Below are 17,374 nucleotides of genomic sequence, written 5' to 3' on the forward strand. Positions count from 1 at the left end.
GCCGGCGAGTGTGAAGTGCTTGGCAATCAGCCGTGAATATCAGGCCACCGGCAAGTCCTTGAACGCGGGAACCCGTCCGTTCAGGGATGGGCGGTAATCCCAGTCCAGTCGATCCAGTACAGGATTCACTGCCAATATCTGCCTCAACGTGGCCCCGGCAATGCCCATGGCCAGCATTTGCCCCGGACATTGATGGCGACCAGCCCCGAACGTACAGCTGCGTCGGTCCGGGCGATGCAGCAGGAAGGCGTCGGGATTTTCATTGAGCTGCGGGTCGCGATTGGCCGAGGCCAGCAGTACCAGGATCACATCGCCGCGATTGAGGTGCACACCTTGGATTTCGCAAGGCGCTGCGACGAAGCGTCGGGTGTTTTGTACTGACGGGTCGAAGCGTTGGACCTCAGCGATCAAATCGTCGATACACAGCGCATCGTGCCGTAGCGACGGGTTTGCAATCAGGGCGAGCACTGCATTGCCGATCAATCCGGCGGTGGCGTCGTATGTCTGGGACAGCAGACCGATCAGGTTGGCAATCAGCGTTTCATTTGATGCAGAGCTCGAGGCGAAGCGCTGGCGGATGCCGGCGAGCAGGGGGCTCTGATCGGCCTGTTCATCCAGCAACTCAACAAAGTAACCGCTCAGTTGCTCGGCGGCGGTATGGGCCGTGGCCAGTTGAGCCGGGGTGCTGAGCGGTGACAGGCAGGCGACAAAGTCTGCAGTGAGCTCGGCGATGATGCGGCCCTGAGCCGGTGCGTAACCCAGCAGCGCCGCCACCACGCAGACCGGGCCACGGAACATGGCGGCCTGTATTCCGTCGGCGCCCGGCGTGATCAAGCGCGCTGCCACCAGCGCCTCGGCCTGCTGCGGGTCGATCCACTGCAGCCCCGGCTGGATGGCTGAACGGGGGCAGCACTGCCGTTCGCCTTCATTCATGCGCATCAATTGGCCAAACACCTTGCCGGCCATCCCGTTGGCAATCGCCTTGGGCACCGGTTCGGCGTCCGGTCGAACATGGCAATCAGGATGCGCCAGCACTGCGGCCACCGCGGAGGCGCTGCTGGCGACCCACAGTTTCAGGCCCTGATGAAAAAACAGCCCACCCTCGGCCCGCAATTGTGCGTAGTAAGAATAAGGATCGGCGTGAGTCGCAGCGGTGATCGGGTCCATGGTCGCAGCCTGTTGTTGTCGGAAGTGTTGCTACTATCTGCAGTTCGAACAGGCGATGATTCGTCCGGGAGCGAAATATGAACGTAGAGCAACATGACATCGGGGTGTCCCAGGTGGCCGCTGCCATCGCGGAGCCGGCGCGAACGAAAATCCTCTGTTCGCTGATGGATGGCCACGCCCGCACCAGTACTGAATTGGCGGCGGTGGCCGAAGTCAGTGCATCAACTGCCAGTGCGCACTTGGCCAGACTCAAGGAATTGGCGCTCATTCGCCTGCATGTGCAGGGTCGTCATCGCTATTACAGCCTGGCGGACAGGCGAGTAGCCCAGGCGCTGGAGGCGTTGATGGTGATTGGCCAGAACACGGCGCCGGGCTTCCAGTCGCGCACGCCGGATCGCTTGCAATTCGCCCGCACTTGCTACGACCACATGGCCGGCACGCTGGCCGTGCAACTGCATGACCGGATGATCGAAGCGGGATGGTTGCTGGAGATGAATGAGCAGGTTTACCAACTGAGCGACAGCGGCGAGGCGTTGTTTGAAAGTCTGGGTATTGAGGTCAAGGATCTTGCCTTGGTACGCCGTCGATTTGCCTGCCCGTGCCTGGACTGGAGCATGCGCCGGGCGCATTTGGGCGGGGCTCTGGGCGCCGCGCTGTTGCAAGTGACGATCAAGCGCAAATGGCTGACCCAGGATCTCGACAGCCGGGCATTGGCGCTGACCGCCTTGGGTCGCAAGGAGATCAGCGCGCGGTTCGGGTTGAAGGCATTGTTGTCAGAGGAGAATTCGAAATCAATCTCGAATAAACCTCAAATTAATGTTTCTACATATTGATATGTATAGAGTTTTTAACGAATCGTATAGCCGCTATCGACGACCCAGTCCTGACCGATGACGTTGCGGGCGCCGTTGCCGAGCTGAAACAGAATGACGTCGGCAACGGCGCCAGCCTCCAGGAATTGACCCCCTGACAGCCGCTGATTGACCGTGTTGGCGACATTGTTCAGCTCTTCAGTTTGCAAGCCCAGCGTTGACCAGATCGGCGTCGCGGTCGGGCCAGGGGACACGGTGTTGATGCGGATGCCATGGGGCGCCAACTCGACTGCCAGGGTGCGGGCGTGGTGGATCAGCGCGGCTTTGGAGGCGATGTAGGCGGCGAGGCCAGGGAAGGTCACTTGCGCCAGGAAGGTGCCGATGAACACCACCGAAGCCGCCGTCGCCAAGTGCTCGCGCAGGCAGGCCAGGGTGTTCAGCGCACCCGCTCCGTTGACCGCCCATTGCCGGTCGAACGCCGTCAGGTCAAGGCCATCGGCGAGTTCCGCAATCCCCGCGTTCGGCACCAGGTAACTCACCGGGCCCAAGGTTGCTGCCTGCTGTGCGAGCCGCGCCAGATCAGTGGGTTGTGTCACATCCCCGGCTACCCACGACAGCTGTGTCGGGAAGCGTTCCACCAATTGCGCCAGGCCACCGATCTGGCGCGACATGGCCAGCACTCGGGCGCCTTGGCCCAGCAACCGCTCGGTGACAGCCAGGCCGATTCCGGAACTGGCGCCGGTGACGACGGCCAGACGGTCCTGAAAAGCATTATTCATAAACGAGTTCCTTTTTTTGGTCAGTGAACGTTCAAAGATCACGTACCAAAAATCAGGCCAATTTTGAGGGCCTTGAAACACGCGGGGTTGCGGCGAGTTGTAGTTATTTTGACTTGGCTGGGGTGGTGTCGTTTTGACTGCTTGGTAGTCGATATAACCAGATGGGGCCCTTGAAATCCTTGTAGGCGCGAGCTTGCATCTACAGGTTTTGTGTGTGACCGCAGGCAAAAAAAATCGCCACCTTCAAATACCGAAGGCGGCGATTTTTTGTGGCGGATGGGGTCAGGTCAAACCTTGACGATCCAGCCCGCAGGCGCTTCGATGTCGCCGGTTTGCACACCGGTCAGCTCTTTGTAGAGCTTCTGGGTGATCGGGCCGACTTCGGTTTCGCTGTGGAACACGTGCAGGTGGTCGTTGTAGCTGATGCCGCCGATTGGCGTGATCACAGCAGCGGTGCCGCAAGCGCCGGCCTCTTTGAAGTCCGAGAGCTTGTCGATCAGCACATCGCCTTCAACCACTTCCAGGCCCAGACGGGTCTTGGCCAGCTCGATCAGCGACAGACGGGTGATGCCCGGCAGTACCGACGGCGAGTTCGGGGTCACGAACTTGTTGTCGTGGGTGATCCCGAAGAAGTTGGCCGAACCGACTTCCTCGATCTTGGTGTGAGTCAACGGATCGAGGTAGATGGCGTCAGCGAAGTTGGCTTTCTTGGCCTTGGAGCCCGGCATCAGGCTGGCGGCGTAGTTGCCACCGACCTTGGCAGCCCCGGTGCCTTGCGGCGCCGCGCGGTCATAGCTGGAGATCTGGAAGTTGTGCGGGGTCAGGCCGCCCTTGAAGTAGGCGCCGACCGGAATGCAGAAGATCGAGAAGATGAACTCGGGAGCAGTACGCACGCCGATGTTGTCACCCACGCCGATCACGAACGGACGCAGGTACAGCGCGCCGCCGGTGCCGTAAGGCGGGATGAAGCGCTCGTTGGCGCGAACCACTTCTTTACAGGCTTCGATGAACTGCTCGGTGTCTACCAGCGGCATCAGCAGGCGCGCACAGCTGCGTTGCATGCGCAGGGCGTTCTGGTCCGGGCGGAACAGGTTGATCGAGCCGTCCTTGCAACGATAGGCCTTCATGCCTTCGAAGCATTGCTGGCCATAATGAAGAGCGGTCGAGCCTTCGCTGATGTGCAGCACGTTATCTTCGGTCAGGGTGCCTTTGTCCCACTCGCCATTGCGAAAATACGACAGATAGCGCTTGTCGGTCTTGATGTAGTCAAAACCCAGCTTGTCCCAATTGATGCTTTCGTTACCCATGACACCCTCTATCACTGAACAACCGTCGAAACGGTTCAAGGCTTCTGACGTTTTTTGGATGGGGACAACAATACTTCATTCCGGGCCGGTTTCGCAGCCCGGACTATCGGCTATTTACCGCCGATTCTTCATTGTTCGAAATCCTGTGGCGAGGGAGCTTGCTCCCGCTCCAGTGCGCAGCACTGGTAAAACCAGACACCGCGGTGCAGCAAATGCACGGTGGCGGCAGTGTTTGGGGCCGCTTCGCAGCCCAGCGGGAGCAAGCTCCCTCGCCACAATTGATCGCGGTTACAGGTGTAGGGCGTGGCCCAATGCCCGCAATGCCGCTTCCTGCACAGCCTCGCCGAGCGTCGGATGCGCGTGGATGGTGCCGCCGATATCCTCCAGTCGCGCGCCCATTTCCAGGCTTTGCGCGAACGCCGTGGACAACTCTGACACGCCGACGCCCACCGCCTGCCAGCCGACAATCACATGATTGTCCCGACGGGCGACCACGCGCACGAAGCCGCTTTTCGACTCCAGCGTCATCGCCCGGCCATTGGCGGCGAACGGGAAGCTGGAAACGATGCAGTCAAGGCCATCAGCCTTGGCCTCGTCCGGGGTCTTGCCGACCACCACCAGTTCCGGGTCGGTGAAGCACACGGCGGCGATGGCGGTGGGGTTGAACTCGCGCGACTTGCCGCTGATCAGCTCGGCAACCATTTCACCCTGGGCCATGGCCCGGTGCGCGAGCATCGGTTCGCCACTCAAATCGCCGATGGCGTACACGTTGCGCATGCTGGTCTGGCAGCGGTTGTCGATTTTGATCGACGAGCCGTTCATGTCCAGATTCAGCGCTTCGAGGTTCCATCCCTGAGTGTTGGGTTTGCGGCCCACGGCCACCAGGACCTGATCGGTTTCCAGGTTCAGAGTGTCGCCGCCTGGCGCCAGGACTTGCAAAGTATTATTTGTAGAATCAAAGCCTTGCACGCTGTGTTTCAAGTAAAGCATCACACCGAGTTTTTTCAGTTCGTCGTGCACTGGTTGGGTCAGTTCGGCGTCGTAGGCCGGCAGGATCCGATCCTGAGCCTCAACCACGCTAACGTCCGCACCGAGCTTGCGATAGGCAATGCCCAGCTCCAGACCGATGTAACCGCCGCCCACCACAATCAAGCGCTTGGGCACCGATGTCGGCGCCAGGGCTTCGGTGGAAGAAACGATCGGCCCGCCAATGGGCAGCATCGGCAGGTTCACGCTTTTCGAACCGCTGGCCAGTACCAGGTGTTCACATTGAATGCGCGTGTCGCCGACATCGACAGTCTTGCCGTCAACCACCTTCGCCCAGCCTTGAATGACCTGGACCTTGTTCTTTTTCAGCAACGCCGCGACACCGGTGGTCAGGCGATCGACGATGCCGTCCTTCCACTCGACGCTCTTGCGGATGTCCAGCGTCGGTGCCGAGACGTTGATGCCCAGTGCCGAATGCTGGCTGTGGTGCTGCGTCTGGTGAAACTGCTCAGCGACGTGAATCAGTGCCTTGGACGGAATGCAGCCAATGTTCAGGCAAGTGCCGCCCAGGGATTGGCCTTCCACCAGAATGGTCGGGATGCCCAGTTGGCCGGCACGAATTGCCGTCACATAACCGCCGGGGCCGCCGCCGATGATCAGTAATGTAGTGTTCAGAGTTTGCATGCTGCTCTCCAACAAAAATCAGTCCACAAACAAGGTGGCGGGTTGTTCGAGCAGGCCACGGATGGCCTGGATGAAGAGCGCCGCGTCCATGCCGTCGACCACGCGGTGATCGAAGGAGCTGGAGAGGTTCATCATCTTGCGGATCACGATCTGGCCTTTGATCACCATTGGTCGTTCAACGATCTTGTTCACGCCGACAATCGCCACTTCCGGCAGGTTCAGCACCGGGGTGCTGACAATGCCGCCCAACGCGCCAAGGCTGGTCAGGGTGATGGTCGAGCCGGACAGTTCATCGCGGCTGGCCTTGCCGTTACGGGCAGCAGTGGCCAAACGGGAGATTTCCTGAGCACTGTCCCACAGGCTGCGAGCTTCGGCGTGACGCACTACAGGCACCATCAAACCGATGTCGGCCTGGGTGGCGACGCCCACATGCACCGCGCCAAGGCGGGTGATGACCTGGGCTTCGTCGTCGTAACGGGCGTTGATTTGCGGGAAGTCACGCAGGGCGACGACCAGGGCGCGGACCAGGAACGGCAGCAAGGTCAGCTTGCCGCGAGCGGCACCGTGTTTTTCATTGAGGTGCGCGCGCAGCTCTTCCACGGCGGTGACGTCGATTTCTTCGACGTAACTGAAGTGGGCGGCACGCTGGGTGGCGTCCTGCATGCGTTGGGCGATCTTGCGGCGCATGCCGATCACCGGGATTTGTTCTTCATCGGTACGCTGGGTGTAAGCGCTGCTGACCGTCGATGCATTCGACTGACCCTGCGCGAGGTAGGCGTCGAGATCTTCATGCAGCACGCGACCGGCCGGGCCGCTGCCACGTACCAGGCGTAACTGGATGCCCAAGTCCAGCGCATGCTTGCGCACGGCCGGGGAGGCCAGCGGACGCTCATCGGCTTCGCGAGCGACCATCGGGCCGTGGCAAACGGCGGCTTTTGGCGCAGCGGCAGCGACCGGTTTGCTTTCAACCACCACGGCTTCGACTTTCGGCGCGGCAACCGGCGCTTCTTTAGCCGGAGTCGGTTGTGCCGACTCCTTCACGTTGCCCGCGCCTTCGACTTCAATGCTGATCAGCACACTGCCAACCGCCATGACTTCGCCAGGTTGACCGCCGAGGGCGATGACCTTGCCATGCACTGGCGATGGAATATCCACCATCGCTTTGTCGGTCATGACATCGGCCAGCACCTGATCCTCGACAACCATGTCGCCGACCTTGACGTGCCAGACCGACAATTCAACTTCTGCAATGCCTTCGCCAATGTCCGGCATCTTGATAACGTGCGTGCCCATTCAGACCTCCATGACCCGTTTCAAAGCCGCGCCCACTCGGGACGGGCCAGGGAAATACGCCCACTCTTGCGCGTGCGGGTAGGGGGTGTCCCAACCGGTGACGCGTTCGATTGGCGCTTCCAGGTGGTGGAAGCAATGCTCTTGCACCAGCGACACCAGTTCGGCGCCGAAACCGCAGGTGCGGGTCGCTTCATGGACCACCACGCAGCGGCCGGTTTTCTTCACCGACTTGACGATGGTTTCCAGGTCCAGCGGCCACAGGCTGCGCAGGTCGATGACTTCGGCGTCAATGCCGGTTTCTTCAGCGGCGACTTGCGACACATACACGGTGGTGCCGTAGGTCAGAATGGTCACGTCCTTGCCTGGACGGGTGATGGCGGCGACGTCCAGCGGCACGGTGTAGTAACCGTCCGGCACTTGCGCGGCCGGGTGCTTCGACCACGGGGTCACCGGGCGGTCGTGGTGGCCGTCGAACGGGCCGTTGTACAAGCGTTTCGGCTCGAGGAAGATCACCGGGTCATCGTTCTCGATGGAGGCGATCAGCAGGCCCTTGGCGTCGTACGGGTTGGACGGCATGACCGTGCGCAGACCGCACACCTGGGTGAACATCGCCTCGATGCTCTGGCTGTGGGTCTGACCGCCATAGATGCCGCCGCCGCAAGGCATGCGCAGGGTCATGGGGGCGGTGAATTCACCGGCCGAGCGATAACGCAGGCGGGCGGCCTCGGAAATGATCTGGTCGGAGGCCGGGTACACGTAGTCGGCGAACTGGATCTCGGCGACCGGGCGCAGGCCATAGGCGCCCATGCCGACGGCGACGCCGACGATCCCGCTTTCCGAGATCGGCGCGTCGAACACCCGCGAGGTGCCGTACTTGTTCTGCAGGCCTTCGGTGCAGCGGAACACGCCGCCGAAGTAACCCACGTCCTGGCCGAACACCACGACGTTATCGTCACGTTCAAGCATCACATCCATGGCCGAGCGCAGGGCCTGGATCATGGTCATGGTGGTCGTGGTCATGGCGGTTTCCAGCTCGATATTGTTGTTGTGATCGTTCATGTCAGATCCCCAACTCTTGACGCTGGCGCTTCAAGTGCTCCGGCATCTCTTTGTAGACGTCTTCGAACATGGTCGCGGCGCTTGGAATCTGCCCGCCGGCAAGGGTGCCGTACTGTTCGGCTTCTTTTTGCGCGGCGATCACTTCGGCTTCCAGTTCGGCGCTGACGGCGGCATGTTCCTCTTCGGACCACTGGCCAATCTTGATCAGATGCTGCTTGAGACGCGCAATCGGATCACCGAGCGGGAAGTGGCTCCAGTCATCGGCAGGTCGGTATTTGGACGGATCATCGGAGGTCGAGTGCGGGCCGGCGCGGTAGGTGACCCATTCGATCATGGTCGGGCCGAGGTTGCGCCGGGCACGTTCGGCAGCCCAGGCGGAGGCGGCGTACACCGCGTAGAAATCGTTGCCATCGACCCGCAGCGAGGCGATGCCGCAACCGACGCCACGACCGGCAAAGGTGGTGGCTTCACCACCGGCGATGGCCTGGAAGGTGGAGATCGCCCACTGGTTGTTCACCACGTTGAGGATCACCGGCGCGCGGTACACGTGGGCGAAGGTCAGGGCGGTGTGGAAGTCCGATTCAGCGGTGGCGCCGTCGCCGATCCATGCCGAAGCGATCTTGGTGTCGCCCTTGATCGCCGAGGCCATGCCCCAGCCCACGGCCTGGACAAATTGAGTCGCGAGGTTGCCGGAGATGGTGAAGAAACCGGATTCTTTTACCGAGTACATGATTGGCAACTGACGCCCCTTGAGCGGATCGCGCTCGTTGGACAACAGTTGGCAGATCAGATCCACCAGCGGCACTTCGCGGGCCATCAGGATGCTTTGCTGGCGGTAGGTCGGGAAGCACATGTCGTCGATGTTCAACGCCAGGGCCTGGGCACTGCCGATGGCTTCTTCGCCGAGGCTTTGCATGTAGAAGGACATTTTCTTCTGACGCTGGGCGACCACCATGCGGTTGTCGTAGATGCGCGTCTTGAGCATGGCGCGCATGCCCTTGCGCAGAGTCTCCGTCGGTACGTCCGCAGCCCATGGACCCAAGGCGTTGCCTTGGTCGTCGAGCACGCGAATCAGGCCCTTGGCCAGGTCGGCGGTGTCGGCGGGTTCAACGTCGATTGGGGGTTTGCGCACCGTGCCCGCATCGGTCAGGTGCAGGTAGGAGAAGTCGGTTTTACAGCCGGGACGGCCCGAGGGTTCAGGGACGTGCAGGCGTAGCGGTTCGTACGCTTGGGTCATGGCTTCTACGCTCGATCTTGTGAATTTCTTGTAGTGAGCTGACAGATTTCGTTCGGTAGAAGAAATCTTGTCCTACAACAATCATAGGCCCGGCCAAGAAGAATATTTCTCTCTGTTTCATTGCGCTCAAGATCATTTGCAGATAAAAAAACTGCATAAACATAAAAAACAGGTGGTTTTGTCTCATGCGCAAACTGGACCGTACCGATATCGGCATTCTCAACAGCCTTCAGGAGAACGCGCGGATCACCAATGCCGACCTCGCACGCTCGGTCAACCTGTCGCCGACGCCGTGTTTCAACCGGGTCAAGGCGATGGAAGAACTGGGCCTGATTCGCGAGCAGGTCACGTTGCTGGATGCCGATTTGCTGGGGCTGCATGTAAACGTGTTCATTCACGTCAGCCTGGAGAAGCAGGTAGAGGAGGCGCTGCAGCATTTCGAAGAGGCAATTTCCGACCGCCCCGAGGTGATGGAGTGCTACCTGATGGCCGGCGACCCGGATTACCTGATCCGGGTACTGGTGCCGTCCATCCAGTCGCTGGAGCGCTTCATGATGGACTTTCTGACCAAAGTGCCGGGGGTGGCGAACATTCGCTCAAGTTTTGCGCTTAAACAGGTGCGCTATAAGACGGCTTTGCCGTTGCCAGCGAATGGGTTGACCCTCGGCAGCTAGGCGCCGCAAACCTGTGGGAGCTGACTTGCCAGCGATAGGCCGAAGGCCGCTTTCAGCATTTCCTGTTTTTTGGGGGGCTATACCGGCCCCTTCGCGGGCAAGCCCGAGCAGGGTCAGAGTTGATTCAGGGGGATTTTCAGGTAGGTCACGCCATTGTTTTCGGCCGGTGGCAGGTTGCCCGCTCGCACGTTTACCTGAATCGCCGGTAGCAGCAGCGTCGGCATGCCCAGCCCGGCATCGCGTTGGGTACGCATCTGAACGAAAGCGATTTCGTCGATACCGTCGCGCACGTGGATGTTGCTTTTACGTTGCTCCCCTACCGTGGTCATGCAATGCGGTTCACGGCCCTCGGGCGGATAATCGTGGCAGACGTAAAGGCGCACACTGGCGGGGAATGCCAGCAGTTTTTGGATCGAGGCGAACATCTGGTTGGCGTTGCCCCCGGGAAAATCGCAGCGCGCGGTGCCCACGTCCGGCATGAACATGGTGTCGCCCACCAGAATCACATCGTTGCCGATCAGGTACGCCATGTCCGCCGGGGTATGGCCGGGCACATGCAGGGCCTTGGCCTTGAGGTTGCCAATGGAAAATGACTCGTCCGGGGCGAACAGGTGATCGAACTGCGAACCGTCGATGCAGAATTGCGGTTCGAGATTGAACAGCGCCTTGAACACGCTTTGCACCTTGCAGATCGATTGACCGATGGCGATCTGACCGCCCAGCTCCCGGCGCAGATACGGCGCGGCGGACAGGTGATCGGCGTGGGCGTGGGTTTCCAGCAACCACTGCACTTGCAAGCGATGTTCACGCACGAAGGCGATGATGCGGTCGGCCTGCACGGTGGTGGTTCGCCCGGCGGCGGGGTCGTAGTCGAGCACCGGGTCGACGATCGCGCATTGCCCGCCATCGGCTTCGTAGATCACGTAGCTGTAGGTGGATGAGGCGTCGTCGTAAAAGGCTTCAATCAGGGCAGGCATGGGAGTTGTTTCTTGGTGAACAAGCCATGAGGTTAGTTTCATTCTCCCTGCGCTGACCAGCCCCTGCGTCATTTCTGTTAACGAAAACCCGGGCGGGCTCTATCCTGTCACTGTATCGATACCGGGCGTTCCCGGCCTTTGTCATGGATTACGAGCGTTTTATGTGGCTGGCGAGTTTTTTTGGTGTGGTCATGGGCTTGGTGTTGGGTTTGACCGGTGCGGGCGGCGGCATTCTTGCCGTGCCGGCGCTGGTGCTTGGCCTTGGCTGGAACATGACCACGGCGGCGCCCGTCGCATTGTTTGCGGTGGGCAGCGCGGCACTGGTGGGGGCCATCGACGGTTTGCGTCATGGCCTGGTGCGTTATCGCGCGGCGCTGTTGATTGCGGCGCTCGGCGCGGTGTTTTCTCCGGTCGGTATCTATTTTGCCCACCAGTTGCCGGAAAAAATCCTGATGATCCTGTTCAGTCTGCTGATGGTCATGGTAGCCGGGCGGATGTTGCGTCGCGAGCGCAAGGAGCAGGGGCCGAGCGATCACGGGCACGCCAGCTGGGGTCAGAAGAACTGCATGCTCGATCAGCAGACCGGGCGTTTTTCCTGGACGGCCAAATGTACTGCGACGCTGGCCTCGCTCGGCGCGGTGACGGGTGTGGTATCAGGCTTGCTGGGCGTGGGGGGCGGCTTCCTGATTGTGCCTGCCTTCAAGCAACTGACCGATGTGCAGATGCGCGGGATCGTGGCCACGTCGCTGATGGTGATCAGCCTGATTTCGTTAATCGGTGTGATCGGCGCGTTCCATGCCGGGGTGCGCATCGACGGGGTGGGCATTACGTTCATCGTTTCGAGCATAGTCGGCATGGTCATCGGCCGCAGGCTTTGCGCCCGGGTGCCGGCGCGGGCCTTGCAAGTGGGGTTCGCCAGCCTTTGTCTGGTGATAGCCGCCTACATGCTGTTTCAGGCCAACGCCTGGCCGGTATGAGTCGGCAGGCCTAAGCCCTAAGTGGCAAGCCTGGCCGACAACCCGTCTTAAGCCGTTGTGGTCACGCACCGCCGGCCAATCCAAAGCACCTCAAAAACGCCTCCAAGGCAGTGTATGGCGCCGCCTGTCCGCTTTCGATAATCGCCTCCGACACTTCGTCCCCCGTTTCGGAGCGCGCCATGCACAACAATAAGAACTTCACGCATCGTTTTCTGCCGGCATTCATTGCCAGCTTGTCCTCACTCGGCCTCGTTCCGATCGCCGAGGCCGAAATCAAGCTGTACGACAAGGACCAGACCACGTTCTCCACAGATGGCTACATCAACGCCTTTTACGTCAACAGCGATGTGGATCGCGCTGGCGAACAGTACGATCGTCGGCAGTCGCGGGTGAAAATGGGTTTCTTGCCCAACTACCTGGGATTCAACATGGGCAAGCAGGTTGACGATCTCAAGCTCGGCGCCCGGGCCTCGTTCTGGGTCACCATCAACGACAGCGAAACCAATGGCACCGAAACCGCCATCGATGTGCGGCAGTTCTACGGCACCGTGGCCAACCCGGAGTGGGGCGAAGTGCTGATCGGCAAGGACTTCGGACTGTTCGCCCGTTCGAACATCCTGCTTGACGAAATGCTCGCCGGATACGGTCAGGTCAGCGATACGCTGGGGTTGGTGGACGGCGGCGGGGTGTCGTTCGGCAACATCGGCACCGGCTACCCGTACCCGTTCCCGACATCGCAGATCACCTATCGCACCCCGGTCATCGACGGTTTGCGCGTGGCGGTCGGCATCATGGACCCGGTAGACACCAACGACAGCAGCCCGACGGGCAAGGCCTACCAGGAAAACCCGCGGACCGAGAGTGAGGTCACCTATCAGTTCGACCTGGCGGGGGCGAAGATCTACAGCTGGGTCAACGGCAGCTATCAGTCCTCGGACAACACCGATTCCACGGTCGACACCGTCACTTCCAAAGGTGTCGGTTATGGTGTGCAGGCGAAGATGGGCGGCTTGTCCTTGACCGGGTCCGGCTTCCAGGCCAAAGGCATCAACCCGTTTTTCACCAACAATGCCGGCGAGCCCACCCTGCGCAACGTCGACAGCGATGGCTACCTGTTGCAGGGCTCCTACAAACTGGGCAAAAACCGCCTGGCCTTGTCCTATGGCAAGACAAAGGACGATGGCAACGGCGCGGTCGGCAGCGGCGCCGACTACGAAACCCGCGGCATCGCGCTGTTTCATGACGTGAACGACAACCTCAAGCTGGTCGCCGAGTACAACCAGTTCGAAATCAACGGCCACGACACCAGCGACCAGAACGAAGACACCGACACCTTCGCCGTGGGCGCGGTGCTGACCTGGTAGCTGACCGGGAATAAAACCCGTTGTCGGAAAGAGCTTGCTCGCGATGGCTGAGTGTCAGGCGACATGGATGTTGGCTGTGATGGCCCCATCGCGAGCAAGCGCGCTCCCGCAGGGTTTACGGGTGTATGCAACGCCTGCGGATAGCCAAAATCTAGTGTGGGAGCTTTAGCTCTCTTATCCCTTCGAAGCGGCTACCCGCTACCCAAGTAGCATTCGTCGCTCCTCGCAGGCTTCGTACACTCGTGCCTCCTATACACGCACTTGCCGGAGACGATGATGCAGCAGAGCGAAGGTATCGTCAGTGCAATGTCCCAGGCCACCGATGCCTCGCAGGTGGCGCAGGAACTGGCGCGGCAGTTGCTGCATCCACACTTGGGGTTCGTGCTGTTTTTCTGTTCCGCCGAATACGACTTGCAGGCGCTGGGCAAGGCCTTGCAGCAAAGCTTCGGCGGCATTCGCCTGGCCGGTTGCACCAGTGCCGGAGAAATCACTGCGTTGGGCTACGGGCGCAATTGCGTAACGGCGGTGGGCTTCGATCATCGGCACTTTTCCATCGCGGTGGAGTTGATCGATCAAATGGAACACTTCAGCCTGATCGACGCCCAGCAAATGGTCGAACGCCTGGTCAGTGGCTGTCGTAGCAACACCCTGGCGCCGATCAAGGGCAACAGCTTTGCCCTGACCTTGCTCGATGGCCTGTCCAGCCGCGAAGAAATGGTGCTGGCGGCGTTGAGCGCGGCACTGGGCGACATTCCACATTTCGGCGGCTCGGCCGGTGACGACAATTACCTGACTCACACCCATGTGTACTTCGATGGCCAGTTCCACAGCGGCGCGGCCGTGGTGGTGCTGGTCAACACCTGGCTGGATTTCGAAGTGTTCACCACCCACCACGTGTTGCCCCGCGCCGAGAAACTGGTGGTTACCGGCGCCGACAGCGCCTTGCGCCGGGTCTTCGAACTGAATGCCGAGCCCGCCGCCGCCGAGTACGCCCGGCACATCGGCGTGCCGGTGGCTGAGCTCGATCACCGGGTGTTTGCCGCGCACCCGTTGGCGGTGCGAATCAATCATCAGTATTACGTGCGGGCCATCCAGCAGGTGCATCCAGACCTGAGCCTGAGTTTTTACTGCGCCGTGGAAAACGGCATCGTCCTCACCGCCATGACGCCTGGCCCGATGCTACCCAACCTGCAAAGGTTGTTCGAGGGATTGCAGGAGCGCCTGGGCGATTTGCTGTTGACCATCGGTTGCGACTGTTTCCTGCGGCGTCTGGAGCTCGAAGACGATGGCAGCCTCGAGCAGATCGGCGGGTTTTTGCGTGAGCAACGGGTGATGGGTTTCAACACCTACGGAGAACAGTTCAATGGCATGCACATCAACCAGACCTTCACCGGCGTTGCCATTGCCCGTGGCCGTGCCCCCGGACATCGCTGAGCTACAGGCCGAACTGGCCAGCCTGCGCCATGAAAATCACAAGCTGCAGCGCATCAATGGCGCGTTGATCGAGCGAGTCGAGTCCGGGGTGACCCGAGGCAACGACCCGTATGCAGCATTCCAGCATTCGGTTGTGTTGGCCGAGCAAGTGCGCGAACGCACCGATGCGCTGAACCAGGCCATGGCTGAACTGAAGGCCGGCAATCATTTGCTCAGCGAAGCCCGCCTGCGTGCAGAAACCGCGCATCAACACCTGATCGACGCCATCGAAAGCATTTCCGATGCCTTTGTGTTGTTCGACGCCGAGCAGCGCATCGTCTTGTTCAACAGTCGTTTCAAGGCGTTCTGGAGCAACAGCCGCGTGCGAATCAACGCGGGAATGCGCCTGGCCGAGGTCAGGCGCCTGATGATGAGCAATGGCCTGTTCACCGAAGAACCTCGCGGGCATGCCGATGAAAACTTGTTGTATCGCCTGCAGAACGGGCGCTGGCTGCAAGTCAGTGAGCGTCCGACCCAGGAAGGCGGGCGGGTGATGCTGTTCACCGACATTACCGACGTCAAACTCAGCGAAACCGTACGCCGCGAGCAGGCGGTGGCGCAGAAGTCGCATCTGTTGCAACGCGCGGTAGACAACCTGTCCCAAGGGGTGGCGATGGTCAGCGCCGAAGGCATTCTGGAATTGTGGAACCGGCGTTTCCTGGAGTTGAGCGGGCTGGCACCGGTGGCGGCCCATCGGCCGTTTGCCGAAGTGATCGGCGACAGCGAGCTGACCCTGCTGACCCCGGCCAGCCGCGGTAGCAACGGTCGGCCGATACGCGAATGCGAGCAGCGCTTGTACGATGGCCGGGTCCTGGAAATTCGCACCCATCCGTTACCCACCGGCGGTTTCGTCAATACCTTCACCGACATTACCGAGCGCTACCAGCACGCCGAGGCACTGAGTGAAAGCGAGCGCTGGATTCGCCTGATCACCGACCACGTACCGGCACTGATTGCCTACCTCAATGCCGATCTGGTGTATGAGTTCACCAACAAGGTCTACGAAGAGTGGTACTGCTGGCCCCGTGGCGTGATGCTCGGCCAGAGTCTGCGCGAGGTGCACAGCGAACAGCATTACCAGCGCCTGGAGTCTTACGTGGCCAGGGCGCTGGCGGGCGAGAGCGTGACCTTCGAGTTCGCTGAAACCAACGTCAACAACCAGGAGCGCTACATGCTGCGCTCCTATGTGCCAAACCGTCTGGCCAGCGGTGAAGTGGTGGGGATTTTCGTACTGATCCGCGACATCACCGAACGCCGCCGCACTGCCGAGGCACTGCATCAGGCGTATCAGAACCTTGAGCTGCGGGTGCGCGAACGCACGGCGGAACTGACGACTCTCAACGACCAACTGCTGCGCGAGATCGATGAGCGGCGCCTGGTCGAGTCACGATTGCGCGAAGCCAAGCAGGAAGCCGAGCAAGCCAACCTGTCGAAGACCAAGTTCCTCGCCGCCGTCAGCCACGACCTGCTGCAACCGTTGAATGCGGCGCGCTTGTTCACCAGTGCCTTGCTGGAGCGGCGCGAACCGATGCCCAGTGAGATTCTGGTGCGCAACGTGAGCAATTCACTGGACGACGTGGAAAACCTGCTCGGCACCCTGGTGGACATTTCCAAGCTCGACGCGGGGGTGATCAAGGCCGATATCGCGCCGTTCGCCCTCAGTGAACTGCTGGACAACCTGGCCACTGAATACACCCAAGTGGCGCGCAGTGAAGGCCTGCAACTGCACTTCATTGCTTGCTCGGCGCTGGTACGCAGCGACATTCAGCTGCTGGCGCGGATTCTGCGCAACCTGTTGAGCAATGCAATTCGCTATACCAGCAATGGTCGCGTGGTTCTCGGCTGCCGGCGCCATAAGCAGTGCCTGACGATTGAAGTCTGGGACAGCGGCATGGGCATCGCCGAGCATCGCCTGGAGGAAATCTTCCAGGAGTTCAAGCGCGGCGATGTGCAGCGCCCTGATCAGGATCGTGGTCTGGGCCTGGGCCTGGCGATTGTCGAAAAGATTGCCGGCATTCTCGGCCACCGCATTCAAGTGCGCTCATGGCCCGGCCGGGGCTCGATGTTTTCGGTTGAGGTCCCGTTGAGCGCCACGGCGCCGACACCGCCGCCGACGTTGCAAATGAGCGAGCCGATGCTTGAGCGTTTGCGCGGTGCACGGATATGGGTGTTGGATAACGATGCAACTATCTGCGCCGGCATGCGTACGTTGCTGGAGGGATGGGGGTGTCGGGTGGTGACAGCACTGTCGGAGGCCGACCTGGCGCGGCAAGTGGACAACGACCACGCCGAAGCCGACTTGCTGATCGCCGACTATCACCTGGACAACGATCAGAACGGTGTCGATGCGGTGGCCCGGATCAATGCCCGGCGCGCATCACCGATTCCGGCGATGATGATCACCGCCAACTACAGCAATGAACTCAAACAGCAGATCCGCGAACTGGGCCACACCCTGATGCACAAACCGGTGCGGCCGATGAAGCTGAAGACGGCGATGAGTCATCTACTCGGCAGGCCTTGAGGTGGGTGGTGCTTGAACCGACGTCATCGCGAGCAAGCTCCCACAGGTACATCGCTGTCC

At 60.7% G+C, this 17,374-nt stretch carries 14 protein-coding genes; 6 read left to right on the forward strand and 8 right to left on the reverse strand.

The features are described from left to right. Window positions 1-39: 39 nt before the first annotated feature. A complete protein-coding gene (locus M5G20_RS02925; RefSeq protein WP_273917810.1) occupies window positions 40-1,167 on the reverse strand; it encodes a cytochrome P450 in 1,128 nt (375 codons plus the stop codon). A 77-nt stretch (window positions 1,168-1,244) separates the two neighbouring features. Between M5G20_RS02925 and M5G20_RS02930 the strand changes: the two genes are divergently transcribed. Continuing rightward, window positions 1,245-2,000: an ArsR/SmtB family transcription factor gene (locus M5G20_RS02930; protein WP_273917811.1), complete on the forward strand. Its 756-nt coding sequence runs from the start codon at window positions 1,245-1,247 to the stop codon at window positions 1,998-2,000. A gap of 14 nt (window positions 2,001-2,014) precedes the next feature. Here the strand turns inward: M5G20_RS02930 and M5G20_RS02935 are convergent, their stop codons facing one another. The 6 genes from M5G20_RS02935 to M5G20_RS02960 all read right to left on the reverse strand — a co-directional run bounded on the left by M5G20_RS02935 (window position 2,015) and on the right by M5G20_RS02960 (window position 9,325). Further along, the gene (locus tag M5G20_RS02935; RefSeq protein ID WP_273917812.1) at window positions 2,015-2,758 is read right to left on the reverse strand and encodes an SDR family NAD(P)-dependent oxidoreductase; all 744 of its coding nucleotides are present in this window, start codon (window positions 2,756-2,758) and stop codon (window positions 2,015-2,017) included. Between the two features lie 287 nt (window positions 2,759-3,045). Next, window positions 3,046-4,065, reverse strand: a complete 1,020-nt coding sequence (locus M5G20_RS02940) for a branched-chain amino acid aminotransferase (RefSeq protein ID WP_273917813.1) — start codon at window positions 4,063-4,065, stop codon at window positions 3,046-3,048. Between the two features lie 288 nt (window positions 4,066-4,353). Then, entirely contained in the window at window positions 4,354-5,736 is a 1,383-nt protein-coding gene (gene lpdA, locus M5G20_RS02945; protein ID WP_273917814.1) for a dihydrolipoyl dehydrogenase, read from the reverse strand. A gap of 18 nt (window positions 5,737-5,754) precedes the next feature. Then, window positions 5,755-7,029 (reverse strand): dihydrolipoamide acetyltransferase family protein, encoded by a 1,275-nt coding sequence (locus M5G20_RS02950; protein WP_273917815.1) that lies wholly within the window; start codon window positions 7,027-7,029, stop codon window positions 5,755-5,757. Beyond that, a complete protein-coding gene (locus tag M5G20_RS02955) occupies window positions 7,030-8,088 on the reverse strand; it encodes an alpha-ketoacid dehydrogenase subunit beta (RefSeq protein WP_053158507.1) in 1,059 nt (352 codons plus the stop codon). 1 nt (window position 8,089) lies between these two features. Continuing rightward, entirely contained in the window at window positions 8,090-9,325 is a 1,236-nt protein-coding gene (locus tag M5G20_RS02960) for a 3-methyl-2-oxobutanoate dehydrogenase (2-methylpropanoyl-transferring) subunit alpha (RefSeq protein WP_273917817.1), read from the reverse strand. A gap of 185 nt (window positions 9,326-9,510) precedes the next feature. On the opposite strand from M5G20_RS02960, the gene bkdR reads away from it, so the two are divergent. Beyond that, window positions 9,511-9,999, forward strand: a complete 489-nt coding sequence (bkdR, locus tag M5G20_RS02965) for a Bkd operon transcriptional regulator BkdR (protein WP_236480843.1) — start codon at window positions 9,511-9,513, stop codon at window positions 9,997-9,999. 113 nt (window positions 10,000-10,112) lie between these two features. Here bkdR and M5G20_RS02970 read toward each other — a convergent pair whose 3' ends face one another. Then, window positions 10,113-10,976: an MBL fold metallo-hydrolase gene (locus tag M5G20_RS02970; protein WP_273917819.1), complete on the reverse strand. Its 864-nt coding sequence runs from the start codon at window positions 10,974-10,976 to the stop codon at window positions 10,113-10,115. Window positions 10,977-11,137: 161 nt separating this feature from the next. Between M5G20_RS02970 and M5G20_RS02975 the strand changes: the two genes are divergently transcribed. The 4 genes from M5G20_RS02975 to nahK all read left to right on the forward strand — a co-directional run bounded on the left by M5G20_RS02975 (window position 11,138) and on the right by nahK (window position 17,314). After that, on the forward strand, window positions 11,138-11,953 hold the full coding sequence (locus M5G20_RS02975; RefSeq protein ID WP_273918067.1) for a sulfite exporter TauE/SafE family protein: 816 nt from the start codon (window positions 11,138-11,140) through the stop codon (window positions 11,951-11,953). Between the two features lie 179 nt (window positions 11,954-12,132). Beyond that, on the forward strand, window positions 12,133-13,317 hold the full coding sequence (locus M5G20_RS02980) for a porin (protein WP_273917820.1): 1,185 nt from the start codon (window positions 12,133-12,135) through the stop codon (window positions 13,315-13,317). Window positions 13,318-13,593: 276 nt separating this feature from the next. Beyond that, on the forward strand, window positions 13,594-14,751 hold the full coding sequence (gene nosP, locus M5G20_RS02985; RefSeq protein WP_443218277.1) for a nitric oxide-sensing protein NosP: 1,158 nt from the start codon (window positions 13,594-13,596) through the stop codon (window positions 14,749-14,751). Further along, a complete protein-coding gene (nahK, locus tag M5G20_RS02990; protein WP_273917822.1) occupies window positions 14,681-17,314 on the forward strand; it encodes a hybrid sensor histidine kinase/response regulator NahK/ErcS' in 2,634 nt (877 codons plus the stop codon). The genes nosP and nahK overlap by 71 nt, the downstream gene beginning before the upstream one ends. Window positions 17,315-17,374 lie beyond the last annotated feature (60 nt).

Source organism: Pseudomonas sp. TNT2022 ID1044 (genome assembly GCF_028656895.1).
Taxonomy (GTDB): Bacteria; Pseudomonadota; Gammaproteobacteria; order Pseudomonadales; family Pseudomonadaceae; genus Aquipseudomonas; species Aquipseudomonas reinekei.